The 24803-nt window shown below is 39.7% G+C and carries 22 protein-coding genes; 5 read left to right on the top strand and 17 right to left on the bottom strand.

Annotated features, from left to right (window positions below; genetic code table 11):
* Window positions 1–53: 53 nt before the first annotated feature.
* From AAJG31_RS17690 to AAJG31_RS17665, 6 genes are all read right to left on the bottom strand, one after another.
* Complete coding sequence (locus tag AAJG31_RS17690; protein WP_066037085.1) at window positions 54–1988, bottom strand: ABC transporter permease; 1935 nt, start codon at window positions 1986–1988, stop codon at window positions 54–56.
* Window positions 1960–2736 carry an ABC transporter ATP-binding protein gene (locus tag AAJG31_RS17685; RefSeq protein WP_004230460.1) on the bottom strand — a complete coding sequence of 259 codons (777 nt, stop codon included), beginning with the start codon at window positions 2734–2736 and terminating at the stop codon, window positions 1960–1962. The genes AAJG31_RS17690 and AAJG31_RS17685 overlap by 29 nt, the downstream gene beginning before the upstream one ends.
* A gap of 12 nt (window positions 2737–2748) precedes the next feature.
* Entirely contained in the window at window positions 2749–3174 is a 426-nt protein-coding gene (locus AAJG31_RS17680) for a hypothetical protein (protein ID WP_048390821.1), read from the bottom strand.
* 11 nt (window positions 3175–3185) lie between these two features.
* Window positions 3186–4169 (bottom strand): sensor histidine kinase, encoded by a 984-nt coding sequence (locus AAJG31_RS17675; RefSeq protein WP_048390819.1) that lies wholly within the window; start codon window positions 4167–4169, stop codon window positions 3186–3188.
* Complete coding sequence (locus AAJG31_RS17670) at window positions 4169–4873, bottom strand: response regulator transcription factor (protein WP_004230457.1); 705 nt, start codon at window positions 4871–4873, stop codon at window positions 4169–4171. Before AAJG31_RS17670 ends, AAJG31_RS17675 begins: the two co-directional genes overlap by 1 nt.
* Window positions 4874–4973: 100 nt before the next feature.
* Window positions 4974–5966, bottom strand: a complete 993-nt coding sequence (locus tag AAJG31_RS17665; RefSeq protein WP_048390817.1) for a lipoate--protein ligase — start codon at window positions 5964–5966, stop codon at window positions 4974–4976.
* A 144-nt stretch (window positions 5967–6110) separates the two neighbouring features.
* Here AAJG31_RS17665 and yhfH point away from each other — a divergent pair, with 144 nt between their 5' ends.
* Window positions 6111–6236 carry a protein YhfH gene (gene yhfH, locus AAJG31_RS17660; protein WP_004230455.1) on the top strand — a complete coding sequence of 42 codons (126 nt, stop codon included), beginning with the start codon at window positions 6111–6113 and terminating at the stop codon, window positions 6234–6236.
* A 399-nt stretch (window positions 6237–6635) separates the two neighbouring features.
* Here yhfH and AAJG31_RS17655 read toward each other — a convergent pair whose 3' ends face one another.
* The 6 genes from AAJG31_RS17655 to AAJG31_RS17630 form a co-directional block, all read right to left on the bottom strand.
* Window positions 6636–8825, bottom strand: a complete 2190-nt coding sequence (locus tag AAJG31_RS17655) for a YhgE/Pip domain-containing protein (protein WP_048390815.1) — start codon at window positions 8823–8825, stop codon at window positions 6636–6638.
* A gap of 133 nt (window positions 8826–8958) precedes the next feature.
* Window positions 8959–9531 carry a TetR/AcrR family transcriptional regulator gene (locus tag AAJG31_RS17650; protein ID WP_009373269.1) on the bottom strand — a complete coding sequence of 191 codons (573 nt, stop codon included), beginning with the start codon at window positions 9529–9531 and terminating at the stop codon, window positions 8959–8961.
* A gap of 121 nt (window positions 9532–9652) precedes the next feature.
* Window positions 9653–10177: a FixH family protein gene (locus AAJG31_RS17645; RefSeq protein ID WP_004230451.1), complete on the bottom strand. Its 525-nt coding sequence runs from the start codon at window positions 10175–10177 to the stop codon at window positions 9653–9655.
* Window positions 10178–10180: 3 nt separating this feature from the next.
* Window positions 10181–11569 (bottom strand): HAMP domain-containing sensor histidine kinase, encoded by a 1389-nt coding sequence (locus AAJG31_RS17640; protein WP_279496104.1) that lies wholly within the window; start codon window positions 11567–11569, stop codon window positions 10181–10183.
* Window positions 11566–12249 carry a response regulator transcription factor gene (locus AAJG31_RS17635; protein ID WP_004230448.1) on the bottom strand — a complete coding sequence of 228 codons (684 nt, stop codon included), beginning with the start codon at window positions 12247–12249 and terminating at the stop codon, window positions 11566–11568. The genes AAJG31_RS17640 and AAJG31_RS17635 overlap by 4 nt, the downstream gene beginning before the upstream one ends.
* Window positions 12249–13217 carry a YncE family protein gene (locus AAJG31_RS17630; RefSeq protein ID WP_259949839.1) on the bottom strand — a complete coding sequence of 323 codons (969 nt, stop codon included), beginning with the start codon at window positions 13215–13217 and terminating at the stop codon, window positions 12249–12251. Before AAJG31_RS17630 ends, AAJG31_RS17635 begins: the two co-directional genes overlap by 1 nt.
* 183 nt (window positions 13218–13400) lie before the next feature.
* Here AAJG31_RS17630 and AAJG31_RS17625 point away from each other — a divergent pair, with 183 nt between their 5' ends.
* Both AAJG31_RS17625 and AAJG31_RS17620 read left to right on the top strand, forming a co-directional pair.
* A complete protein-coding gene (locus AAJG31_RS17625) occupies window positions 13401–14486 on the top strand; it encodes a glycosyltransferase family 2 protein (protein ID WP_112116627.1) in 1086 nt (361 codons plus the stop codon).
* A gap of 179 nt (window positions 14487–14665) precedes the next feature.
* Window positions 14666–17830: a collagen-like protein gene (locus AAJG31_RS17620; protein WP_341715414.1), complete on the top strand. Its 3165-nt coding sequence runs from the start codon at window positions 14666–14668 to the stop codon at window positions 17828–17830.
* Between the two features lie 138 nt (window positions 17831–17968).
* On the opposite strand, the gene hemY is transcribed toward AAJG31_RS17620, so the two are convergent.
* The 3 genes from hemY to hemE all read right to left on the bottom strand — a co-directional run bounded on the left by hemY (window position 17969) and on the right by hemE (window position 21531).
* The gene (hemY, locus tag AAJG31_RS17615) at window positions 17969–19390 is read right to left on the bottom strand and encodes a protoporphyrinogen oxidase (RefSeq protein ID WP_048391734.1); all 1422 of its coding nucleotides are present in this window, start codon (window positions 19388–19390) and stop codon (window positions 17969–17971) included.
* Window positions 19391–19404: 14 nt separating this feature from the next.
* On the bottom strand, window positions 19405–20325 hold the full coding sequence (gene hemH / locus AAJG31_RS17610; RefSeq protein ID WP_112116630.1) for a ferrochelatase: 921 nt from the start codon (window positions 20323–20325) through the stop codon (window positions 19405–19407).
* 156 nt (window positions 20326–20481) lie between these two features.
* Window positions 20482–21531, bottom strand: a complete 1050-nt coding sequence (gene hemE, locus AAJG31_RS17605; protein WP_048391738.1) for a uroporphyrinogen decarboxylase — start codon at window positions 21529–21531, stop codon at window positions 20482–20484.
* A 233-nt stretch (window positions 21532–21764) separates the two neighbouring features.
* Between hemE and AAJG31_RS17600 the strand changes: the two genes are divergently transcribed.
* A complete protein-coding gene (locus AAJG31_RS17600; protein WP_048391740.1) occupies window positions 21765–22283 on the top strand; it encodes an antibiotic biosynthesis monooxygenase in 519 nt (172 codons plus the stop codon).
* Window positions 22284–22351: 68 nt separating this feature from the next.
* On the opposite strand, the gene AAJG31_RS17595 is transcribed toward AAJG31_RS17600, so the two are convergent.
* Together AAJG31_RS17595 and AAJG31_RS17590 are read right to left on the bottom strand one after the other, a co-directional pair.
* Complete coding sequence (locus AAJG31_RS17595; RefSeq protein WP_066037078.1) at window positions 22352–23533, bottom strand: ABC transporter permease; 1182 nt, start codon at window positions 23531–23533, stop codon at window positions 22352–22354.
* Window positions 23517–24266 carry an ABC transporter ATP-binding protein gene (locus AAJG31_RS17590; protein ID WP_066037077.1) on the bottom strand — a complete coding sequence of 250 codons (750 nt, stop codon included), beginning with the start codon at window positions 24264–24266 and terminating at the stop codon, window positions 23517–23519. Before AAJG31_RS17590 ends, AAJG31_RS17595 begins: the two co-directional genes overlap by 17 nt.
* Window positions 24267–24370: 104 nt before the next feature.
* Between AAJG31_RS17590 and AAJG31_RS17585 the strand changes: the two genes are divergently transcribed.
* Window positions 24371–24784 (top strand): HIT family protein, encoded by a 414-nt coding sequence (locus tag AAJG31_RS17585; RefSeq protein WP_048391747.1) that lies wholly within the window; start codon window positions 24371–24373, stop codon window positions 24782–24784.
* The last annotated feature ends 19 nt before the right edge of the window (window positions 24785–24803 follow it).

The raw sequence follows: 24803 nt of genomic DNA, 5'->3' as shown, positions 1-24803 counted from the left end.
CATGTCATAAATTACGTTAAATAATTCATTTTTTTCTCTTTTAAACCATTACTTCATGAGCGAATATGGGAGATATAGCGCCATCGAATTAAATAAAAATAAACCACTTGTATTAATACAAAAAAGCCAAAAGCAAAGAATACTTCTTTTACAATCGATATATTCGCAATGTCCCTTAAAATACCTTGAACCATTAGAAAAGCAAAGGCACTATGCATCATCGCAACACCCCAAGGTAAAAAGAATTGGGGAAACAAATGGCGATTAACTAGCTTTTTTAACTCTGTATCTGTTAAACCCATACGTTTTAATACATCAAATTTACGCTTTTCACGTTCGAGGGATGTATGCAATTTAAAATAGATAAAGCTACCAGCTGCAAGTAAAAATACAGTGGCTACTAAAACACCCACTAATGTAAATAATGAGTAGGTAGCTAGTATATAAGAATAATTTAATCCTGCATTTTCAAAGTAAAAAGGGCTAAACTTATCCTTTTTAATAAAATATAAATTGGATTCTAGATGATCGATATCCTTACCAATATCCTTCGTTTCCATCCATTGAGGAATAACAAATGTAAATAGATGATAGCTTGGTTGAATAATGTCTTGATCGGAAATCGGATGAATAAGCTTCGCGAAGTCTTCATCACTAATGACAATCGAATTGACACTGACAATCGAGCCTGGAAACACTATTTTTGGATAGACACTATCAATAGTGAGCGGTATATTGTTTTCTTCTAAAACAGTATGCACAACTCGATCTTTTAATTTTTTTAGGGAATCCTCCGAATAAGGAATGAATACTGCCTCACCTGCTTCCAGATTCAATAATGGATAACTGTAGGAAGAAAGCAGGACATTCATATCGGACTCTCGAAAAACCTCCACTTCATTTCGAGTGAAAGAGGAGGTTTGCTTCACAACAATAAAACGGGATAGCTGATAAGATAAACCTTTCTCCTCTAATTGCAGCCTTAAAGAATTGATATGCTCCCGTTCATATGGATTATCGACATCCCCTTTATAAACCAGCCCGAGTGGATTTAATCGATCATATTGCGTTGTATAGGAGGACATTGTTGCTAAAACACCAACAGATAAAAATGCAAGTGTCGATACCATCGTCACAACGAAAAACATTTTCACGTTATCCATCATTATATGCGTTTGTTCTGCTAGCGATAGTAGACGGTAGCGTTGCCAATGATATTTGCGTTTCCCACGTGCTAAATCTAAAAAACAAGGTACAGAATCACTGAAAAAATAGTAGGTGCCAAATGTTGCGGAAAATGGTATTAACAGCGTTAGCCCAATTAGTGATGTATGTCCGACAACAAAAGCGAGAATATACGTCGTTACAATTAAAGCAATACCATAGAAAGCTCGTATTTTGGAATACGTTGTTAAGCTATTTAAATAATCACTGCCTTTTATAAGATCTCGTAATTTTCTCTCTCGTGTAAAATACACACTAATAAAGGAAATGACGAAAAATGCACTTGTGAAAACACCAATCGTTAATAAAAATGGCTCCCATGAAATATAGAGTGGTAAATCTTCTAAATGTAAAATTTCCCGAACAATCATAAAAAAGAATTTTGAAAAGGAGAAACCAAAGACAATACCTACAATAATGGAGCCTGTTCCAATAATCATTGTCTCTAAAAAGACAAGTTTATTCATCTGACGTTTTTCCATTCCCAAGTGCAATAAAATAGCAAATTCATGTGATCTGGCCTCTAAAAAGGCACTCATGGAATAATATAAAAAGAATAATGTAAACAGGACGAGAACAATTTCAGCCCCCACCATCCCAATGAGAGACATCTCCCCTAATATCCCACGTTCAATATCAGGGTGAAACATCAGCATGGAATAGATAAAAAATACAGCCACAGAAAAAAAGCTTGCCATGAAAAAGGCGCCATATATCCGGCTGTTCCGCACGACATTACGGTAAGCGAATTGTCGAAAGGTCACCTACTTGCCCTCCTCCTAGTAAGCTCAAAACATTTAAAATACGTTGGAAAAACATCTGACGGCGGTCATCTCGATAAATTTCATTAAAAAATTCACCATCTTTAATGAATAACACTCGATCACAATAACTTGCTGCAATTGGATCATGCGTGACCATCACGATTGTCGTTTGTTTATCCTGATTCACTTTTGTCAATAGTTCAAGCACATCACGTGAAGAATTTGAATCTAAATTACCTGTAGGTTCGTCCGCTAAAATGAGACTTGGATTATGAATAAGCGCACGACCAATTGCTGTTCTTTGTGCCTGTCCCCCAGATATTTCATTTGGACGTTTATGAAGGAAGGAAGTTAAATCTAGCTTTTCTACAATACTTGCCAGACGCTCCTCCATTACCTCTAGCGGCTGTTGATCTAACGTTAAGGGCAACACGATATTTTCCTCGACCGTCAGCATATGCAAAAGATTGAAATCCTGAAACACAAAGCCAAGCTGTCTTCTTCTAAAATAGGCAAGCTCTGTTGCATTCAACTTATGTGGATTCATTCCATCTAAAATGATTTCTCCACTAGTTGGTTCATCGATGGTCGAAATAATATTCAACAATGTCGTTTTACCGCTTCCTGAGGGCCCCATAACAGCTAAAAACTCGCCTTCTTCCACGTCAAAGCTCAATTGATTTAATGCTCGATGCGTTACTTTACCTTCGTACACTTTTGTCACATCTTTAATTTGTAAAATAGGCATACTTCATTCACCTTATTTCTTCATTAATTCTAAGGATTGAGGTAAAAGCCACTGTAAAACGACCTCAAAACCAATGTGAAAATGAGGCTCTGTTAAAGCCAGTATTGACTCTTCCTCTACTAAACTAAAGCAATGCTCCCCAATAATCACATCCCAAGCATCCATTTCTCCCTCTACGATTTCCCCACATACAGTATAATACCCACTATACATAATCTGTTGACCGTCTACAGGAAAAGCATTCAATAATGTTGGTTGCTGTAAGTTTAACCCAAGGCTCTTTGAAAAATGCAGTAGTTCTTCATCTAACTTTTCATTTGCCAGGATAAAATTTTGATAGGCTAATGGATCTCCCGCTTGCAGATGTGTCATATAAAGCGCATTTGTTTTCTCCTTATCAATCGTTAGTTTCCAATCTTCTATACGTACCTCTACCATCCTAGTGCCCCCTAATTTGTAAATGTTACTGTCACAATCGTCCCTTTTCCTACCTCTGATGTAATAGCCAGCTCATGCCCTAGCTTTTCACAGATTTCTTTGGCTAAATAAAGGCCCATTCCAGTTGATTCACCTGTTTTCCGCCCATTTTCGCCAGTAAAAAAGGCTTTCGTAACACGAGAAAGATCGGAAGCTGGAATCCCAATACCCTCATCACAAATCGCAAGTTGTACATAGTCATCCTTTTCAATGGCAGAAATAACAATTTTTTTATTGGCTTCAAACGTGTATTTCACTGCATTGGTGATAAATTGTCCAAGAATGAAACGAAGCCATTTTGAATCACTGGCAACAATTAGATCGTCGTCAATATGAATTTCCGGGAAAACTCTTTTCGTAATAAATAAACGTTTATTTTCATTAACAGTTGCAGTTACAATACCTTTTAACGCAACCCGCTCTACTTGCATATCATCCTCAAAATTTTCTAGGCGTGCATTAACAAGTACCATGTCCAATCCTCTACGCAAGCGATCGATTTCCTCCTGAACATTTTTTTTATCAAGAGGTCGGTCATCTTGTAATAATAATTCAATCACTGAAATAGGTGTTTTCATTTGATGGACCCACTGGTTCATAAATTGATCATGCCTTTTTTGACTTGCATATAAAGCATGCAGCTCATGTTGATAAAGTCGATACAATTCATGCATATACTTCTCGGTTTGTATAGCTTCTGGCGTTTTTGCATTTTTTTGTAGCACATCCTCCATTGCTGATGGAAGCTGAGTTATCTTCAATAAGTAGCGTTGCCGCATTAAATAGCGGACAAGTAAAAAGGATGCTAATAGCACAAGGCTAATACAAAAGGAATAAATAGCCGTATCAATATTTCGAAAACCGTCGAGTGCATAGATAACCATGATGAAGCCAACTAATAAGAGCTGGAACACAATAAATGATGCATAATCACGTAAAAAAAGTTTCCAGCCCACTATAGCTCACCTGCACTTAATATGAATCGATAGCCTGCACCACGTACCGTTTCGATTGTTGACGATATATGATAATCCGCTAACTTTTTTCGAACTCGGGTCATATTCACATTCAAAGTGTTTTCATCGACAAATGCTTGATCGTCCCAAAGCTCCTCTAACAATTGCTCACGCGAAACTACTTTCGGTGCATTGCCCATCAATAGCTCTAAGATGATACATTCTTTTTTCTGAAGTGGAATTTCTAAATCATTTTTATGTAGCTCCATTCTTTCTAAATGAAGTACAAGCTGTCCTTGCTTGATTGTCCGTTCTTCTTGCCTTGCTGCATATTCACCATATGTACGGCGTAGATGACTACGGATTTTAGCCAACACAATTTCGTAGTTAAAAGGCTTTGTAATAAAATCGTCGCCCCCATTTTCAAGCGCAAAGATTTGGTCCATTTCTCCTGAGCGTGCAGAAATGAAAATTATTGGACATGTTGTATGCTGACGTAGCTGGCGACACCAATAATAGCCATCGTAAGCGGGTAAATTTATATCAAGCAGCACCATATGTGGATTAAATGCTGTAAATTCTTCTATAAGATGATCAAATTCTTGAATTGTTGCAACTTCGTATTGATATTTTCTAAGCGTTTCCGCTAGTAATGATGCAATCTTGACATCATCTTCAACTATGAATATTCGATGCTTTTCCATATCAACACTCCTTTCTTTCTATATTGTATCAAAAAAAGGTTCGACGACATAATTGTCAGCGAACCTTTAGGCTAAAACATTACATGAAACCGTATTTTCCTTAATAAATTAATTGTAAAAAGTCCTCAGTTGAAATTCCACCAAAATATGTAGGGATATCAATGTCTGCTAATGCCTTAGCAATTGCAGCTCTGTCATAGTTTGTCCCAACTAAGCGCTGTTCTATATCAGCCATATCACCGACACCAAAGAAATCTCCAAAAATATGCACTTCTTCCATCACACCATGATTTACTTCTAGGCGAATATCAATGCCTCCTGTTGGGAATCGGTGTGTTTTTTGAATATTAAAGCGAGGTGATTTCCCAAAATTCCACTCCCATGTTTGATAGCGTTCCTCTGATAGCTTGTGGATATTTGCCCAATCATCTTCGGTTAGCTCATAATAACGAATATTTTCTTCCCCGCCAAAAATGGATTTTAAAATTTCAAGACGGAATTCCTCAACTGTCATTTGCTCTTTTAAAAACTCTGAAATGTTTGCTACTCGTGAGCGAATTGATTTAATACCTTTTGATTCGATTTTATCCTTTTTGACCTTTAAGGCTGAGACAACCGCATCGATTTCTGTATCAAACATCAATGTACCATGGCTGAACATACGTCCTTTTGTAGAGAACTGAGCATTTCCTGAAACTTTACGTCCCTCTGCTAGTATATCATTACGTCCTGAGAGCTCTGCATTCACACCCATTTTTGCTAGAGCGTCAACAACTGGTTGCGTGAATTTTTTATAGTTCATAAAGCTATCGCCATCATCATTTGTAATAAAGCTGAAGTTAAGATTGCCTAAATCATGATAAACAGCACCACCACCTGAAAGACGGCGCACAACAATAATGCCATTGTCCTCTACATAGTCTGTATTGATTTCTTCAATCGTATTTTGGTTTTTACCGATGATGATAGACGGTTGATTAATATAGAAAAGGAGCACTGGCTCTTTCTCAACGTCCATTGTTTTTAACAAATACTCCTCAATAGCAAGATTAATACGTGGATCATGGATCCCTTTATTATCAACGAAAATCATAGTTCACGTTTCCTCCTTCACAAAATATCCATATTTATTTTACCGTAAATTAGGCATTTTGTGTTGACGAAAAGCATCTGTTATAATACACTAGAAAATATCAAAACAGTAATAGTACAGATGAACTTAAAGGAGGAGTCCACAATGTTAGAAAACGTAGTTGAATTTTTCAAGAATTTACCTGCTAAGCAATGTACTGAGTGCGGTGAAAAAATGGAAGAACAAAGCGAATGCTACAGCAACACTTGTGAAAAATGTAACCACCTATAAGCATTTGCCTATTCTGATATAGTCATATACGTGCCCCACACGTAGCAATCATGACACCCTTCATCATATTTTGATGAACCCTTAATTAAATCTCTTACACTTACAAAAAACAACAGCTGATACGCTCATATCAGCTGTTGTTTTTATGCTTTTGAAAAAGACAATCACTAGCAGAGAAATACCTTTTGGCAAGGGAAGGGGGATTTCCGTTCTGCCAGCGTCCAGAGGGAGCAGCTCACCTACTTAAAAACAAATGATCGCAATGGAAATCCATACTTTTTTTCATAAAATTTCTATAGATAACTTCGTTTTTATTTATGTCATTTGAGGCTGAAGAATTATTACATAACCCCTATGAACAACAAAGCACTCACCGTACATTAGGTGAGTGCTTCATGATTAGTTTTCTTCAGCTACTTTAGAGTAACGTTTATTGTGCAGTAGCATAAAGTAACCAAATGTGATCGCTAAGAATGCTACTAAGAAGCCAGCTAGAACTCCATAGTTTTGCATTAAGAATGACGTATCACCAGTAGAAATACTTGATTTAAATGCTTGAACTGTATATGTCATCGGTAATAGCTTGTTAAATACTTGTAATGGTGAAGGTATTAATTCTAATGGGAATGTACCTGCACTTGTTGTTAATTGTAAAATTAGTACAACAATTGCCATGAAACGACCAGGGTCACCAAAGATCGAAACAAGCATTTGGATTAAGGCTAAAAATACATAGCTTGTTAATAAGGCTGTTAAAATAAAGTAGCCCATGTTATTCACTTCGAGGCCTAGACCCCATTTGACAATAACTACTGTTAGTAATGTTTGCACTAAACCTACTACTGCTAGTACAGTCACTTTACTTGTAAACCAAGATGCCCCGTTTTTAGGACGAATAGCAGGTTCAACAAGTGGGAACACAATTGAAATTAATAATGCACCTACGAATAAACCTAGAGAAATAAAGTACGGTGCAAAACCTGTACCATAGTTAGGAACATGGTTTACAGACTCTTTTTCAACTTCAACTGGACTACCTACCATATCATACGTGTCTTGATTTGCTTTAACTTCATTTGCTTTTTCACTAGCCTCACCTAATTTACCAGATAAAGTAGCTGTACCATCTGCAAGCTCCGTCGAACCATCTGCAAGTGTTGCAGATCCTTGTGCTAGCTCACCAGATTTTGAAGCAAGTGTTGAAGTACCTTGATTTAATGTTGTTGTACCATTCGCTAATTCATTTAAACCAGATGCTAATGTTTTTGAACCTGTTACAGCTGTATTCACACCTGCATGTAGTTCACCTAATTTTGCAGCTAATGTAGCATTACCTGCTTGTAGACCTTTTGCACCTTCCAATAAAGCATTACTTTTAGCTGTTAATGCATTCGCACCAGCTAGCACTTCTGCTTGACCTGCTGCAATTTGAGTTGCCCCAGAGCTTACTTGATTGGCACCAGCTTGTAATTTTTCTGTACCAGCTGATAAGGATGTTAAACCGTTATGCACACTAGCACTACCTGCCTGTAGTTCCGCTAATGTTTGTTTCAACGCTGCTGCTTGCTCTTCAGGCATTGAAGCCATCATCGTTTGTAATTGATTTGATAGAGCTGTAATGCCTGCCTCTACTTTTGCAGATCCCGCTGTTAATTGAGTTGCCGCACCATTCAATGCACCGGCATTCTCAGCAATAGATGCTGCACCTGCACTAATTTGCTGTTGTTTGTCGTTTAAAGTGTTTAAACCAGCACCAACTTTTGCAACACCTTGTGTATATTGTGATAACCCCTGTTCAAGGCTCGTTGCTCCATTTGCAGCTTGCTGTGCACCCTGTTGTAATTGAACAGTACCATCTTGTAGTTTGACTAAACCACTAGATAAGTCATTCGCGCCTTTTGCGGCATCTCCTGCACCTTTTGTTAATTTATCAGTACCATTTGATAGTTCAACTGTGCTCGATGCTAGTTGCTCCAGATATCCTTTTAAATCTTTTGCACCATTCGCTACTTTTTGTGCACCCTCATCTAGCTTATTTGAGCCATCTGCAGCTTCTGTAAAGCCATCTCCAAGTGTTGCAATGGAATCAAATAATTTTTCAGCATAAGTCGCTGATACTTGAGAATTTACTTCAGCGCGTACACGATCCATTGCAGTCTCACCAATTTGAGCACCAAGGAAGTTCAATCCCTCGTTTGGAATGTAGTTCATTACTAATTTTGATGGTTTGTCATCTAATAGTGTTGTTGCATGTTCAGAGAAATTTGTTGGAATTTCTAAAATCATATAATAGTCACGACTATTTAAGCCTTTTTCAGCTTCATCTTTTGAAACTTCTATAAAGTTAAATTGCTCGCTATCTATCAATTTATCGACCAAGGTATCCCCTAAGTCTAATTTAACGCCATCCATCTCAGCACCAGTATCCTCATTAACAACAGCTACTGGAAGATTAGGAAGCCCCGCATAAGGATCCCAAAACGCCCATAAAAACATACCCGCATACATTACTGGAATAAATAATACAGCAATGATTGACACAAGCATTTTTCTTGTTTTAAAGATCTTCAGCCACTCAGCTTTAATCATATAATATCCTCACTCCTAAACTATTTGACCGAAAACGTCATTTGGTCATTTTCATTCAAAAAAAATAATCAACCTCGACAATATTGCAAAAAGAGCACTTGATTCAATACTTATACAGCTGTATTTTATCGAATCAAGTTAAAATCAAACCTCGAAAGATAGTTTCCTTAAAAAGATTAAGAATCTTTTCTTCAGGGATTACATCACCATGTAACTCATGCCAATCGACAACAAAAGCAAGATATGCCTTCAGCAATAAGTAACTAACTAGCTCCGCATCACACTCTCTAATTTCACCTTTATTAATACGTCGTTGTATTAACTCTGCGACATACGATAAGATTTCAGTCTCGATACGTAGTAGCACCTGTTTAACTGCTGGTGTTCGTAATTCTTTTTCTTCCTCGATTAGCTTTGCAAATAAAAGATGTTTTTCTCGGAACTGTAGCATTTTCATTAAAGCATTATGCGCATTATCCATAAAGCTTGCTGATGCATCCAACACTGCATCTGCTTCCGCTTTCATCTCTCGTACAAGTGACATTGCGATCTCTTGAAATAAAATTTCTTTATTTGCAAAGAATGTATAAATCGTACCTTTACCGACATTGGCGATTTTAGCCACTTGCTCCATTGTTGTTGCCTTGTAGCCAAACAATGTAAAAGATTTTGCAGCTGCTTCAAGAATTTCCTGCCTACGATCCATTAGTAACATCCTTTCTAGTTAGGTTATGTACATCTCTCGTACACTTCAATAAAAATGACCAGAAAACCATTTCGGTCATCTGGTCATTATCATATTCCTATTTCAAAAAAATTGCAAGCCTTTAATGATGATTTTTTTCATCTTTTTTCTCTTCCTCATGATCCATATCATCTGAAGTGTCATTATTATGATCCATCATGTTATTATCCATGCTGTTATTGGCTTTTTCATCCTCTGGGACAACCTTTGTCATATCAGGGCTTCCAGCAATAATTTGTTGCTTTGGCATATTATGAACACCGTTAGCTGTTGTATGTGCATACATATAATACACACCATCATGATCAAAAGTAGTCGTTGCTTTATATACACCGTCTTGCTCTAATTTCCCATCAATCATTTGTCCTTCATCGCGTTTTCCTGATTCCCAAACTTCAAATTCTACTACAGCATCATCGACATTTTTTCCACCTTGTTCAACATGTGCTGCCAGCTCAATCGTTTCATTGAGTGCTACTTCTTTTGGTGTTAAAATTTCAACTTCTGGGATCTGTGGTACTTCTGGTTCTGGCAATGCCTCTTTTTTTTCTCCACATCCTACTAATAATGTAGGGACTGCAATTAGCGCAAATAACCACTTTTTCATCTTTTAATCCTCCATTAATGGCAACCGTATCTTCACGGATGTGCCTTTTTCAACAACACTTTCAATTTCTAACGTTCCTTGTAACTGTTTTAATAACTGTTCAACAATCGATAAACCTAGTCCACTACCACCGTCCGCACGACTTCGAGCTTTGTTAACACGATAAAATCGTTCAGTGACATGGGTTAAATCCTCGACAGGAATACCAATTCCATAATCCCTAATGATAATTTGTGCACTACCAGCCTTTTCAGCAGCAACAATTTCCACCTTAGAATTTTCATGCGAGTAATTAATCGCATTTTCAATAATGTTAATAAATATTTGTTTTAGTTTTACTTCATCCGCTTCAATAATTAGGGCATCATCTACATCTAAATATAAAGTTATGTTCTTTTTATTTGCTTGATGCGTTAAGATTTTTTGAACCTCTCGTAATGTTTCACCTAACGGAATTGGATATAAATCAATGTCAGTTTGTTCATTTTCTGTTCTTGCCAGCTGAAGTAATTCGTTTGTTAAGCGTTCCATGCGATTGGCCTCACGGACGATTAGCTGAATGGTTTCTTCTTTTTGGCCTTCTGTGATGATGCCATTTTGCATGGCTTCGCTATAGCCCTTTACATAGCTAATCGGTGTTCGTAATTCATGCGAGACTGTTGCCAAGAATGTTTTTTGTGCTTCATCCTCTTGCTGAATGGCCTCTGCCATTTTATTAAAGGTACTAGATAATTTACCGATTTCATCTCGTGAATTGACAGGTACACGAGTCTCATAATTCCCATAGGACATCTGCTCCACTGCAAGCTGTAAATCGTTTAATGGTCGCATAATATGTCGAATCCCTTTATAAATTAAATAGCTAACAACTACTAAAAATATGAAGGCACTAATAAACAATAAAATAACGCCACTATTTGCCAATTCACTAATTTTGGCCAGTGGGAAATAAATATAAATAATACCTTCTAATCGATTTTGATCAACAAGTGGTACAACCACCGAAATAAGTTGTCGATCAAAGCGAGGCTCGTACCCAATTTTTTGCACATACTTTCCTGCCAATAATTTTTGTCTTTCCTCAGGACCAATCAATGTCTCATAATCGATATCAAATGGAACACAGGCACTTAATTCACGAGGATTCCTTACCGCAAATATATTCAAATTGGAATAATCATTAAATTCTTCAATATCTGCAATAAATTCATCCGTTACCTTGCCATTGTCATACATTGTTTGTAGCTTCAATCCAACTTCGACCATTGTATCTTCTGTATCTTGTACATATAAACGTTGATATAAAAAATTTGTGAGAACATACATAAAGACAACGGTAATAATTAAAAAGGCGAAAATTAACAACCAAATGCGCGTGGCAATTTTTTTCATTCGCCAGGATCAAAGCGGTAGCCCACACCCCAAACGGTTTGAATATGCGAAGCCGCATCCTTTCCAAGCTTTATTCGTAAAGTTTTAATATGTGTATCTACCGTGCGTGTTCCACCTACATAATCAATATCCCAAATGCGTTCTAATAATTGCTCTCTCGAATAGGCATTTCCTGGATTTTTCATAAATAAGTGTAAGAGTTCAAATTCCTTTAAAGTAAGTGGAATACTCTTTCCATCAACGGATACTTTTCGTGCTATTTCATCTATTTTAATAGAGCCAAAAATTACGTACTTTTGCTGTAGTTCTGTAATATTTGCACCACTTCGTCTTAATACAGCATAAATTCTGGCTACGAGTTCATCATGTGTAAATGGCTTAACAATATAATCATCTCCGCCAAGTGTAAGACCTTTCACTTTATCCTCATTCGCATCACGTGCAGTTAAAAAAATAATCGGCACATTGGACATAGCCCGAATACTTTGACAAACAACAAAACCATCCTCATGTGGCATCATTACATCAAGTAATACTAAATCTATATTTTCACGCACTATTACATCGTAAGCCTCAGTTCCACTAGCGGCAGTAAATGTCTCTATATCAGAGTTATTGAGCATCATTTCAATTAAATTACGCATATCCTGCTCATCATCAACTATTAATACAGTTGTCATCATTGTTCCTCCCTTACTAACAGCTGAAAAGCACCTTTCCCCACATCAACTGTTTTTTCCTTCTGGCCATCTTTTATAAAATACAATGTGTGATCATCATAGCCAGCGACAACAATATAATCTTTAAATTGATCCACTACAAATGGATTTGCCCCAACCTCTTGCTGCCATTTGATATGGCCATCAAAGTCAGCCACATATAACTCGTTGTGACCATGACTTACAACAAGAATAGCATCTTTGGTCTTTTTTATTCCTACTGGCATCAAAGGCATGTCAATCTCTCCATGCAGTTGACCTGTAGTCAAATCATATTTTTTAACAGAACTATTTGGCTTACTTCCTTCCCCATGACCGCCTACCCATAGCTCATGTTTTTCTTCTAGAACAACTATTCCATGTGCAGACTTTTGAATCGGCCACTCTTGCTCAATTTTTAAATCCTTCATATTTAATACAGATAACTTTGTATCTTTAAAATTAATAACATATAGTTTATCCCTATACGATGTCATTGACATTGGATAATTGCCAAGTTGTTGTGAAGCTAGCTGATTGCCTTCTTGATCAAAGCTTGTCACTGTATTGGTTTTACTATTCGTGATAAAAAATTGCTTGATGTTGTCATCGTAGTATACATTGGTCGTACCAATCTCTACTTTTTTTGAATAGAGCTTTTCTCCGGTGGATATTGTATAGACGTCGATGTTATTTAGTTGGTGTCCATATAATAAAACTTGGTCATCTCCTAATAATATGGCCCCTGAATAAGCCTTATCAAATAACCATGTCGCAAGCATATTCCCATCCTCATCAATAAAATCTAATGATGGCTCTTGTATGTTCAATGAAGCTATAAAACTTCGTTCCCTTTCAATGGGTTCATATGACTTTTCAGCGCAACCCGCTAACCATATAATTTGTAGTAACGAAAAAATGAAGAATGCCCATTTTTTCAACTTTATCACCTCTGCCCCTTTACTATACTTCACAATTGTGAAATTCGGGTGAAACTTGGAAGGTAAATTTATGACAAACCATGAAAATACATTTCACATATCAGGCGCGCAATTCTTCTAACAGTTCAATCATCCAACCAATATTTCCGTCCTTACATATATTACAAAGATAATGGTAAGGAGGAATAGAGTATGATATCCATTAGCTTATGTATGATTGTAAAAAATGAAGAAGATGTTATTGGTCGATGTCTTGACTCTGTCAAAGATATAGTAGATGAAATTAATATTGTTGATACGGGATCAACAGATAGTACAAAGCAAGTGGTTGCACAATATACAGACCGAATTTTTGATTTTAAATGGATACATCACTTTGCAGCAGCACGAAACTTTTCCTTTCAACAAGCAACAAAAGAATACATCCTCTGGCTTGATGCTGACGATGTTTTTTTAGAGGAAGACCGCCAAAAATTAAAGGCACTCAAAGCATCTCTTACTTCCGACATTGATGCTGTTTCTATGAATTATCATTTAAGTTTCGATCATGAGGGAAATGCAGATGCCTTAATAAGAAGATATCGCCTTGTCAGGAGGGAAAAGCAATTTCAATGGATTGGTGCAGTTCATGAATATTTAGAAGTTTGTGGTATGTTGTTTGATAGTGATGTTGCTGTCAGCCATTTACCGTTAACCCATGATCACTCCCGCAATATTACGATTTATAGACAACTGATTGAAACGGGAGAAACACTATCACCACGTGATACATTTTATTTTGCTAATGAATTAGTAGATCATGGCCTGTTTGAGGAAGCTATTTATTATTATGAATTATTTTTAACGTCCAAATTAGGGTGGATTGAAGATAACATACGTGCCTGCTTAAAATTAGCTGATTGCTATTCCCATTTAAACGATAAAGAAAACAATTTCAGCGCTATACTACGAAGCTTTGAATACGATATCCCCCGACCAGAAGCCTGCTGTCGCCTAGGTTATCACTTTATGGAACAATCCAGAAATTACGAAGCTATATTTTGGTATGAGCAAGCTCTAGTGATTAAACAGAAGCCAAATGCGCCCTTTCAAAACAAAAGCTTTTCTACATGGCTACCCCACTTACAGCTCTGTGTTCTTTACGATCGCTTACAACAATATGAACTAGCCAATGCCCATAATGAATTAGCGGGCTCGTTTATTCCGAATGACCCAAAAATTCTACACAATAAAGAATATTTCAAGCGTATTTTAACAATCAATCAAAATGACTCTTAAAAAATATCTATCACCATCTAAAAAGTTTCGTCTCCTATTCGCAGGATAAACATCCAATTATCTTAAATACAGTTGCAACGAATCTATAAATAACTCTCTATTTACAAGTAATTAATAGTTATGTGTCTACCTCCCTTATCATTCATCAGAATACGATATTTGAGAGAGGAGGTGAGATTATGCATTTTGGAAATTTTATAGATAGAGTTTGCAGTAAGTGTCATTCATTTCCTTGTTGTTGTAAAACTGGTCCTATTCCAAGTTGTCCAATTTGGCCAGTGAAACCTACAGGACCGACTGGGGGGATAACTGGACCTACAGGTAGTACAGGTGTGACTGGCGTTACTGGGGCTACTGGCGTTACTGGGACTACTGGTGTTACTGGTGCTACTGGCGCTACTGGGGCTACTGGGGTAACCGGCGTTACTGGTTCTACGGGTGAGACTGGGGCTACTGGAGTAACCGGCGCTACTGGGGTAACCGGCGCTACTGGCTTTACTGGCGGTACTGGGGTAACTGGGGCTACTGGGGCTACTGGGGCTACTGGGGCTACTGGGGCTACTGGGGCTACTGGGGCTACTGGGGCTACCGGTGTTACTGGAGTAACCGGCGCTACTGGCACTACTGGGGGAACTGGGGCTACTGGTGTTGCTGGTTCTACTGGCGCTACCGGCGTTGCTGGGGCTACGGGTGTTACTGGTTCTACGGGTGTAACCGGGGCTACCGGCGTTACTGGGGGAACTGGGGGAACTGGGGCTACTGGCTTGACTGGTTCAATCGGACCTACTGGCGCTACTGGGGTAACCGGCGCTACTGGCGTGACTGGTGCAATCGGACCTACTGGAGTAACCGGGGCTACCGGCGTTACTGGGGTAACTGGGGCTACTGGCGTTACTGGGCTAACTGGCGCGACTGGTGTAACCGGGGCTACCGGTGTTGCTGGTTCTACGGGCGCTACAGGTGTAACTGGCGCTACTGGAGTAACCGGGGCTACCGGCGCTACTGGAGTAACCGGGGCTACCGGTGTTGCTGGTTCTACGGGCGCTACAGGTGTAACTGGCGCTACTGGAGTAACCGGGGCTACCGGCGTTACTGGGCTAACTGGCGCTACCGGTGTTGCTGGTTCTACGGGCGCTACAGGTGTAACTGGCGCTACTGGAGTAACCGGGGCTACCGGCGTTACTGGGGTAACCGGGGCTACCGGCGTTACTGGGGTAACGGGGGCTACCGGCGTTACTGGAGTAACCGGGGCTACCGGCGCTACTGGGGTAACCGGCGCTACTGGCGTGACTGGCGCAATTGGACCTACTGGCGCTACCGGCGTTACTGGTTCTACGGGCACTACTGGCGTGACTGGCGCAATCGGACCTACTGGCGCTACTGGTTCTACCGGCGCTACCGGCGTTACTGGGGCTACCGGCGTTACTGGGGTAACCGGGGCTACCGGCGCTACTGGGGTAACCGGCGCTACTGGCTTGACTGGTGCAATCGGACCTACTGGCTTGACTGGTGCAATCGGACCTACTGGCGCTACTGGAGTAACCGGGGCTACCGGCGTTACTGGTTCTACGGGTGAGACTGGGGCTACCGGCGTTACTGGTTCTACAGGCACTACTGGTGTTACTGGTGCAATCGGACCTACTGGCGCTACTGGTTCTACCGGCGCTACCGGCGTTACTGGCGCTACCGGCGTTGCTGGGGCTACGGGTGAGACCGGCGCTACTGGGGTAACCGGGGCTACCGGCGTTACTGGTGTAACCGGCGCTACTGGCTTGACTGGCGCAATCGGACCTACTGGCGCTACCGGCGTGACTGGTTCTACGGGCACTACTGGCGTTACTGGTGCAATCGGACCTACTGGCGCTACTGGTTCTACCGGCGCTACCGGCGTTACTGGGGTAACTGGCGCTACCGGCGTTACTGGAGTAACCGGGGCTACCGGCGTTACTGGGGTAACTGGCGCTATCGGCGTTACTGGGGTAACTGGCGCTACCGGCGTTACTGGGGTAACTGGCGCTATCGGCGTTACTGGTGTAACTGGCGCTATCGGACCTACTGGCGCTACTGGCGTTGCTGGGGCTACGGGTGTGACTGGCGTTGCTGGGGCTACGGGTGTGACTGGCGTTACTGGTTCTACGGGTGTGATCGGCGCTACTGGTTCTACGGGTGTAACCGGCGCTACTGGCACTACTGGCGTTACTGGGGCTACCGGCGTTGCTGGGGCTACGGGTGTGACCGGCGCTACTGGCGTTACTGGTTCTACGGGTGTAACCGGGGCTACTGGCGCTACTGGTTCTACGGGTGTAACCGGGGCTACTGGCGCTACTGGGGTAACTGGGGCTACCGGTGTTGCTGGGGCTACCGGCGCAATCGGACCTACTGGCGTTACTGGAGCTACCGGCGTTGCTGGGGTAACTGGGGCTACTGGCGTTACTGGTTCTACGGGTGTGACCGGCGCTACTGGTTCTACTGGTTCTACGGGTGTAACCGGGGCTACTGGCGCTACTGGTTCTACTGGAGTAACCGGCGCTACTGGCACTACTGGCGTTACTGGAGCTACCGGCGTTGCTGGGGCTACGGGTGAGACCGGCGCTACTGGGGCTACTGGGGCTACTGGCGTTACTGGTGCAATCGGACCTACTGGCACTACTGGGATAACTGGGGCTACCGGCGTGACTGGCGCAATCGGACCTACTGGCGTTACTGGCGCAATCGGACCTACTGGCGTTACTGGTTCTACGGGCACTACTGGCGCTACTGGGGTTACTGGTTCTACGGGTGTAACTGGGGCTACCGGTGTTACTGGGGTAACCGGGGCTACCGGCGTTACTGGTGTAACTGGCGCTACGGGTGCTACTGGGCCTGCGTTTTCTGAAGGATTCTCTGCCTTTAAAAACACGTTGGCTGTTAGTGGATCTACTTCAATCACTAACTGGAGTGTTGCTTCACCATACTTTACAACACCTGCTTTCAATCCAACAACTGGGATATTCACTGTACCAACTACAGGTAGGTATTCCTTTGAAGCAACCATTAACTACTCCACTGCTGCGGCTATTACCGTTACTTTAGGAGCAGGAATAAACCCTTCATTTGCAATTAGACAAAATGCTACTACAAATTTAATTAGTGGCTTGTTCCCTGTACTAAACGTCAATGTGGCGCTTGTATTAACTTTACGCGCAGTTCTTGGAAATGGCACAATCACTTTAGCAGGAGAAGTGAATTTAAATGCTGGAGATACGATTGATTTGTTCTATGAAGCAAATGGATTGACTATCTCTCTTACACTAGGCGGCGCTAACTCTGGTGGTATTGTTTGGTCATGTCATCGAATTTCTTAGAGTTAGGACATTAATCAGCAATACAGCTCTTAGTAGAAATAGCAAACCACAAATAGTGGTTTGCTATTTCTTTTTCATGTAACAATATAAAAAATAGTACAAACATTGATAATAAATGTTTGTACTATCTGATTTGCATTACTTGAACATTTCCATTAATACTTCATTCGCAACCTGTTTACCTTGCTGTACACATTCTGGAATTGATATTCCTTCAAACGAGCTTCCTGCAAGCTTTACAGTTGGAAAATGTTCTTGTAATTCTTGTTTGATACGAAGGACTTTCGCCTCGTGGCCAACTGTATATTGTGGCATCGCATTTTTCCAACGTGTTACAACCGTTGTGACAGGTGCGCCATCGATACCAATCGTTTTCTGTAAATCCTGTAGCACGGTTTTTTCGATCTCCGTATCCGATAAAGCCACAATCGCTTCGTCGCCCACTCGACCAATATAACTGCGTAATAATACAAAATCCTTTGGTGAAGTACCTGGCCATTTTCGATTCATCCAAGTGCAGGAAGTAATTGAAAAATCACTATTTCGAGAGACATAAAAAGAAAGTGCATCTAAATCCCCGAGTTGTTCCTTTTTAAAGGCCATTGTAACGGTTGCAATAGTAGCAGCCTTCATTGTGCCCAATTCATGTAATAGACTTAACTTACTAAACATTTTTTCAGCCATATTAAAGGGGGTGGCAATAATAACAGCATCTGCTTTGATATGTGAAAAATTATTGAGCATTACCTGAACTGAACCATCCTTGCCATGCTCTATTTCCTCTACTTTGACACCCTTCATCACTGTCCCCGGAAGTAGTGATTCTTCTATACTTTCAATGAGTGTTTCAAGGCCATTGCTAAAGGTTTGAAAGATACCTTTATTTTCAGCTATGTGATGATTGCTTAAGAAATTCGTGCCTGACTTCTTCATACCAATCAGCAAACTACGATATTGTTGTTCTAAACTATAAAGCTGTGGGAAGGTTGAGCTCATACTTAACTGCTCAATATCCCCTGCAAATGTACCTGCTAGTAGGGGCTCTACTAGATTTTCCACTATCTCAGCACCAAATCTTCTTCTAAAAAAAGCGCCTAACGGTTGATCGTCATCCTGTGTAGAACGGGGAATGAAAAAGTCCCCCGCCGCACGAACTTTACCACTTAGTGAGAACAAGCCTGAAGTTATGAATGAAGAGATATGTGGTGTCTCTCCAGATAAGAGATGACTAGGTATTGGATATAACTGACTACCAACAGCTATATAGTTTGGACCCGCATTACTTGTTAATAGTTTCTGTTCGATCCCAAGATCCTTTGCTAAATCATTGACATAGTTTTCACGATCAAAAAAAGATTCTGGCCCACGCTCAATAATAAAGCCATCTTTTCTTAGAGTTTGAATTTTTCCGCCAAGACGTAATGACGACTCGACAAGTACGATATCTAATGGCAATTCTTTTGCGCTTGCTTCTTTTTGCATATAGAACGCAGCTGTAAGGCCTGTAATGCCACCGCCTACGACAACTACCTTTCGTCTTTTCTGAGTCACCAACATCATCACTTTCTTTTCGCTTAGCTTAATTTTTTATGAATCGCCTCTACCATCGCATCAATAAATAAAGGATGTGTATTTGGCATCGCTGGACGATAGTATTTTGCACCAAGTTCATCACAAACAACTTTACATTCAAAATCGTTGTCATACAACACTTCTAAATGCTCTGTTACGAAACCTACTGGTGTATAAACAAATGAACGGAAACCTTTTTCTTCGAATAGCTCACGTGTTAAGTCTTGAACATCTGGACCAATCCAAGGCTCTGGTGTTTGGCCTGCTGATTGCCAGCCAACCTCTACATTTTTTAAACCGGTCGCAGCTTGAATAAGACGAGCTGTTTCAATTAGTTGATCTTCATATGGATCACCTAAGTTTTTAATTTTTTCAGGCAATGAATGTGCTGATACAATTAGACAAGCTGTCTCACGTTCTTCTTCTGACATTGCATTGAATGTCTCATTCACTTGTTGTTTCCAGTATTCTATGAATTTTGGCTCGTCATACCAAGATTCCACAGAAGTTATCTTTAAGCGACCTCCTGCGGCCTCTTCAGCACGACCATTATAAGACTTAATTGAGAAAGTAGAGAAATGAGGAGCTAAAACAATAGAAACCGCTTCTTTTATGCCCTCCTCCACCATTTGCTCTACTGCATCTTCTATAAATGGATGAATATGTTTTAAACCAATAAACAATTTATATTCTATAGCATCCTGTACTTCGTTCAAACGTGTACATAATGCTTCAGCTTGTGCTTGTGTTGCCGCAGCTAATGGGGATAAACCACCGATTGCTTCATAGCGGCTACGCAAATCTTCTAAATGCTCTGCAGAAGGTTTACGTCCATGACGAATATGCGTATAGTAAGGTTCAATATCTTCTTCTTTATAAGGTGTTCCATATGCCATTACTAGTAAGCCTTTAACTTCTTTCATTACCCTTTTCACCTCTAAAATTGTTTTATGTTTTTCATACATTATGTGATAAAAAGAAGCTGCCCAATCTTGATTGTTGGACAGCTCCTTTTCTACATTGAAATTAAAATTCCCTATGTAGAAAAGGACATATTATTCACGCTTGATTGACTTCCATTAAGAACGAGCTTGAATTTGTTGAGCACTATATTCATGAATAAGTGTTGTAAGACGTTTTAAGACATCTGGGTCAACCTCTGGGAAAACACCATGACCAAGATTAAAGATATGACCTGGCATTTCTAGACCTTGATCAATAATATCCTTCGTTCGTTTTTCAATAACTGACCAATCTGCAAGTAATAGGGATGGATCTAAGTTTCCTTGTACAGGCTTGGTAATACCATTGGCACGTGCATCTTTAATCGGTAAACGCCAATCTAAGCCCACAACATCTATCGGTAAATCATTCCATTCCTTTGCTAAATGGCTAGCACCCACTCCAAATTGAATTAATGGTACATTTTCTTTTTGCAACTCTGCAAAAATACGAGTCATAATCGGTTTAATAAATACACGGTAATCCTCTACATTTAAGGCTCCAACCCATGAGTCGAACACTTGGATAGCTTTTGCACCAGCTTTAATTTGAGCCGTTACATCTGCAATAATCATGTCAGCGAGTTTATCCATTAAAGCAAACCAAGCTTGAGGTTCAGATACCATAAATGATTTTGTTTTATTATAGTTTCTTGAAGGACCACCTTCAATCATGTAGCTTGCAAGTGTGAATGGGGCTCCAGCAAAACCGATTAGAGGTACATTTAATTGCTCTTCTGCAAGTAACTTGATTGTTTCTAATACAAATGGTGTATGCTCTTTAGCATTGAATTCACCTAATTTTTCTACATCCGCTACTGAACGAATAGGATTTGAAATAACAGGACCAACACCTGCCTTGATTTTCACATCTATCCCAATTCCAGGGAGAGGTGTGACAATATCTTTATATAAAATAGCAGCATCTACATTGTAATTTTCTACAGGTAGACGAGTGACATACGCACATAGCTCAGGTTGATGTGTAATTTCCTCTAAGGAATACTTTTCTTTAATGGCACGGTATTCTGGCTGAGAACGTCCTGCCTGACGCATATACCAAACTGGTGTATGTGCGGTCCTTTCTCCACGTGCAGCACGTAGAAGTGTATCATTAAAAGTTGTCATGAATAGTTCCTTCCCCTCGTTAAATTCTTACTATAAAAAATCGCATGTTTATTCCTTTATTATTGATATCCGTTTCCAATAGTAAACGCTTCCTCTGTTATTGTATAGTTTTCCTAGTGAAATGTCATAAAATTGTTCTTTCTCGGCATATTCTTTTTGAGCGGAGCGTTAGACTTACGCCAGAAAGGGTATAATCACGCTATATTAGTAAGATTCATAAGGAGGATAAATTCATGTATATTTATTTAACTTCTGGTACTGGCGATTTTTTGGAACAGGTAAAAAATAAGTATCCTAATGAACATATGATTTTAATTCATGGGGAAGGTAACTCTGTACTGATACATGAAACAGAAGGAAAAACAGTATTTGCGACACCTCGTAAATTTGAAGTGCTAGATTCAGTAAATGATTTAGAGGAACACGGTTTCTTTGTTTTCAACAATATTCCTGTAACAGATGAAGGAAGACCAGTTTTCGAGCATCGCTTTTTAGAACGTTCACGCGCTATTGAAAACGAGCCTGGCTTTGTTGCCTTCCGTTTATTAAGGCCTATCAAGAGTGATACTTACATTGTCATGACTCAATGGCATGGACCTCATTCATTTGACGCATGGAAGAGCTCTAAAGCCTATGAAACTGCCCATGCTAGAAGAGATGATTCAACTGGGATACGCCAGCAAAACATCTTCTCAGCAGCTTCTTATGTAACAACCTATAGTGCTATACCAAAAGAAGAAGATTCACAATAAGTTTAAATAATTAAAAGCTCATTTATCCAACAATATCATTGGTAAATGAGCTTTTTAGTATTCTATTTCTACTTTGAAACCTTCGACGTTAATTCACTAATCACCAAAACAATGATAAAGGCAATATAAAACATTGGTTGTGTCATAGCACATAAGCCCACAACAATAGCTTGTGTAATCATGGCTAAACGCACAATTTGCTTCACAGCTAGTTGACGAGCATGATCTGGTAACGGATAGAGCATGTCCATTCGAAATTCGCCACTGGATAACAGAGCTTGTTTTAACTGAATAGTTGTCGCAAAGCTGAGTGCACCTGCTACAATCCATGTAACGACAGGAATATCTACAAATGCTGCAATGATTGCTGAAATAGCAGTAAGGCGTACCCATAAATAGAAATGGTCATCTGTTCGAATAAAGGTACGAAATACCAAGTACTTTTGAGCATTTTCCTTACCGTATGGTACAAATTTATAGAGCCAGTCCATCCAGCTTCGACGGCGAATGCTACCGTGTAAATGAGGTACATCTGTAAAATAATTTGCAAAACGATAGAAGCTCATCATACGATTCTGTTCAAGCTTGACAAAATGCTCATACGGCACTGGTTCACCAACTGATTTTTTACTAAAGACCATCATATAAACAACACTAATAACTGTCGCGATTACTGCTAATAACAACTGTGCATGGAGCCCCATATAAATAGTAGCTGCAAAAATGACAGCTCGGATAAACCTATCCACCCAAACCATCTGCCCTCGTTCACTATAACGATAGCTGAATTCTCCTCGAACACTTAGATATTTCAACACAATAGTAAGTAAAAATATTGTCCATATTTCGACCGTTGTTAATTCAGTCACGGCTTTTAATAAAGGGATACTAACAATATAGACAATCGCTACAATCCACACCTGAGACCAAAACGTCCAAGCCAACGCCTTGCTGAAGTACAAAGACATCTTTGATTCTAAAGGTAATAAGTATACTTGATCTGGCTCTCTCAACAATGTAGTCGGACGGCTAAAGGCCAATAAAATCCCGATGATAACAGCTATCAGGACTTCTGCTGGAAAGTCTGTTTGAACAACTTTCAGCCATTCGCTATATTGATAGCCCCCTGCTCCTATTAGAAATACAAGTACGATAGCAATATGCCCTGTAAAAATAAATTGCATATATTTTTGTACTTCTCCTATATAATGCATGAAGCGAGAGGACCATACATCACGCAAGTTCTTCATGGTCCCGCTCCTTTGTCATAGCAATATAGAGGTCATCTAATGTCGCATACGGCATAGCAAATGATTGACGTAAATCAGCCATTGTTCCTTGTGCTCGAACTCTTCCTTCATGCAATAAGATAATGCGATCACAATGCTTTTCAGCTGTTGATAGAATATGTGTAGACATTAATATAGAAGCGCCTTCTTTTTTCTTTTCATCCATTTGATCTAATAACGATTGAATACCTAATGGATCCAATCCCACAAAAGGTTCATCAATAATATATAGACTTGGATTCACTAAAAAGGCACACATAATCATAACTTTTTGACGCATTCCCTTTGAAAAATGTGAAGGGAACCAATTTAATCTTTTCTCCATTCGAAATTCTTTTAACAGTACCTCAGAACGAGCATCGAGTGTTGCTTTGTCAATACCGTAAGCCATTGCAGTTAATTCTAAATGCTCTCTTAATGTTAGCTCATCGTATAATACAGGGGTTTCAGGAATATAGGAAAAGGCTGTACGATACTTGTCCGTATCTTCCTTTAATGTTACACCATTTAGACGAATGTCCCCTTCCTTTGGCAACATTGTTCCTATAATATGTTTAATCGTTGTACTTTTCCCAGCTCCATTTAAGCCGATTAAGCCAACTAGTTCACCTTCTCCAATCGTAAAAGATAGATCTTTAATAACAGGTTTTCTTGTATAACCACCTGTCACATGTTGTACCTCTAATACTGACATATTCTCACTCCTCTTCTTGTATTATATTTTATCAAAAATTAGCAAATGATACAGGTTTGAGTATGATAGAATGTACTTACATATACGTTAAGGGGGAAATTCTTATGAGCGATTGCCTATTTTGCAAAATTATTGATGGTTCCATTCCAAGTACAAAAATTTATGAAGACGATCATGTCTATGCATTCACAGACATTTCACCTGTTGCAAAGGGCCATACACTATTAATTCCAAAGCATCACTGCAAAGATTTATTTGAAATGCCAGAGGAAGTGGCTCGTAATCTATATGCTGTGGCACCAAAAATTGCAAATGCAATTAAAGCAGCATTTCAGCCGATTGGTTTGAATACCATTAATAACAACGGTGCTGCAGCTGGACAAACTGTTTTCCACTACCACTTACATTTTATTCCGCGTTACGATGAAAAAGAAGGGCTAGGCTTAATTTGGCAAACACAAAAGTACTCACCAGAGCAGTTGTCAGAAGTAGCAGAAAGTATTAAAGCCAATCTATAAGCCATTTGTAATATATTAA

The sequence above is a fragment of the Lysinibacillus sp. BS3 genome (assembly GCF_039614735.1).
GTDB classification, from domain to species: domain Bacteria; phylum Bacillota; class Bacilli; order Bacillales_A; family Planococcaceae; genus Lysinibacillus; species Lysinibacillus capsici.
The sequence above is the reverse complement of the archived record's forward strand: the minus strand, read 5'-3'. Positions and strand labels throughout refer to the sequence as shown.

What these genes read in the sequence shown, in the direction of transcription:
- AAJG31_RS17685 (WP_004230460.1), bottom strand. Translation starts at nt 2,736, where the DNA reads ATGCCTATTTTACAAATTAAAGATGTGACAAAAGTGTACGAAGGTAAA.
- AAJG31_RS17680 (WP_048390821.1), bottom strand. Translation starts at nt 3,174, where the DNA reads ATGGTAGAGGTACGTATAGAAGATTGGAAACTAACGATTGATAAGGAG.
- AAJG31_RS17670 (WP_004230457.1), bottom strand. Translation starts at nt 4,873, where the DNA reads ATGGAAAAGCATCGAATATTCATAGTTGAAGATGATGTCAAGATTGCA.
- AAJG31_RS17665 (WP_048390817.1), bottom strand. Translation starts at nt 5,966, where the DNA reads ATGATTTTCGTTGATAATAAAGGGATCCATGATCCACGTATTAATCTT.
- yhfH (WP_004230455.1), top strand. Translation starts at nt 6,111, where the DNA reads ATGTTAGAAAACGTAGTTGAATTTTTCAAGAATTTACCTGCTAAGCAA.
- AAJG31_RS17655 (WP_048390815.1), bottom strand. Translation starts at nt 8,825, where the DNA reads ATGATTAAAGCTGAGTGGCTGAAGATCTTTAAAACAAGAAAAATGCTT.
- AAJG31_RS17650 (WP_009373269.1), bottom strand. Translation starts at nt 9,531, where the DNA reads ATGGATCGTAGGCAGGAAATTCTTGAAGCAGCTGCAAAATCTTTTACA.
- AAJG31_RS17645 (WP_004230451.1), bottom strand. Translation starts at nt 10,177, where the DNA reads ATGAAAAAGTGGTTATTTGCGCTAATTGCAGTCCCTACATTATTAGTA.
- AAJG31_RS17640 (WP_279496104.1), bottom strand. Translation starts at nt 11,569, where the DNA reads ATGAAAAAAATTGCCACGCGCATTTGGTTGTTAATTTTCGCCTTTTTA.
- AAJG31_RS17635 (WP_004230448.1), bottom strand. Translation starts at nt 12,249, where the DNA reads ATGACAACTGTATTAATAGTTGATGATGAGCAGGATATGCGTAATTTA.
- AAJG31_RS17625 (WP_112116627.1), top strand. Translation starts at nt 13,401, where the DNA reads ATGATATCCATTAGCTTATGTATGATTGTAAAAAATGAAGAAGATGTT.
- AAJG31_RS17620 (WP_341715414.1), top strand. Translation starts at nt 14,666, where the DNA reads ATGCATTTTGGAAATTTTATAGATAGAGTTTGCAGTAAGTGTCATTCA.
- hemY (WP_048391734.1), bottom strand. Translation starts at nt 19,390, where the DNA reads ATGATGTTGGTGACTCAGAAAAGACGAAAGGTAGTTGTCGTAGGCGGT.
- hemH (WP_112116630.1), bottom strand. Translation starts at nt 20,325, where the DNA reads ATGAAAGAAGTTAAAGGCTTACTAGTAATGGCATATGGAACACCTTAT.
- hemE (WP_048391738.1), bottom strand. Translation starts at nt 21,531, where the DNA reads ATGACAACTTTTAATGATACACTTCTACGTGCTGCACGTGGAGAAAGG.
- AAJG31_RS17600 (WP_048391740.1), top strand. Translation starts at nt 21,765, where the DNA reads ATGTATATTTATTTAACTTCTGGTACTGGCGATTTTTTGGAACAGGTA.
- AAJG31_RS17595 (WP_066037078.1), bottom strand. Translation starts at nt 23,533, where the DNA reads ATGAAGAACTTGCGTGATGTATGGTCCTCTCGCTTCATGCATTATATA.
- AAJG31_RS17590 (WP_066037077.1), bottom strand. Translation starts at nt 24,266, where the DNA reads ATGTCAGTATTAGAGGTACAACATGTGACAGGTGGTTATACAAGAAAA.
- AAJG31_RS17585 (WP_048391747.1), top strand. Translation starts at nt 24,371, where the DNA reads ATGAGCGATTGCCTATTTTGCAAAATTATTGATGGTTCCATTCCAAGT.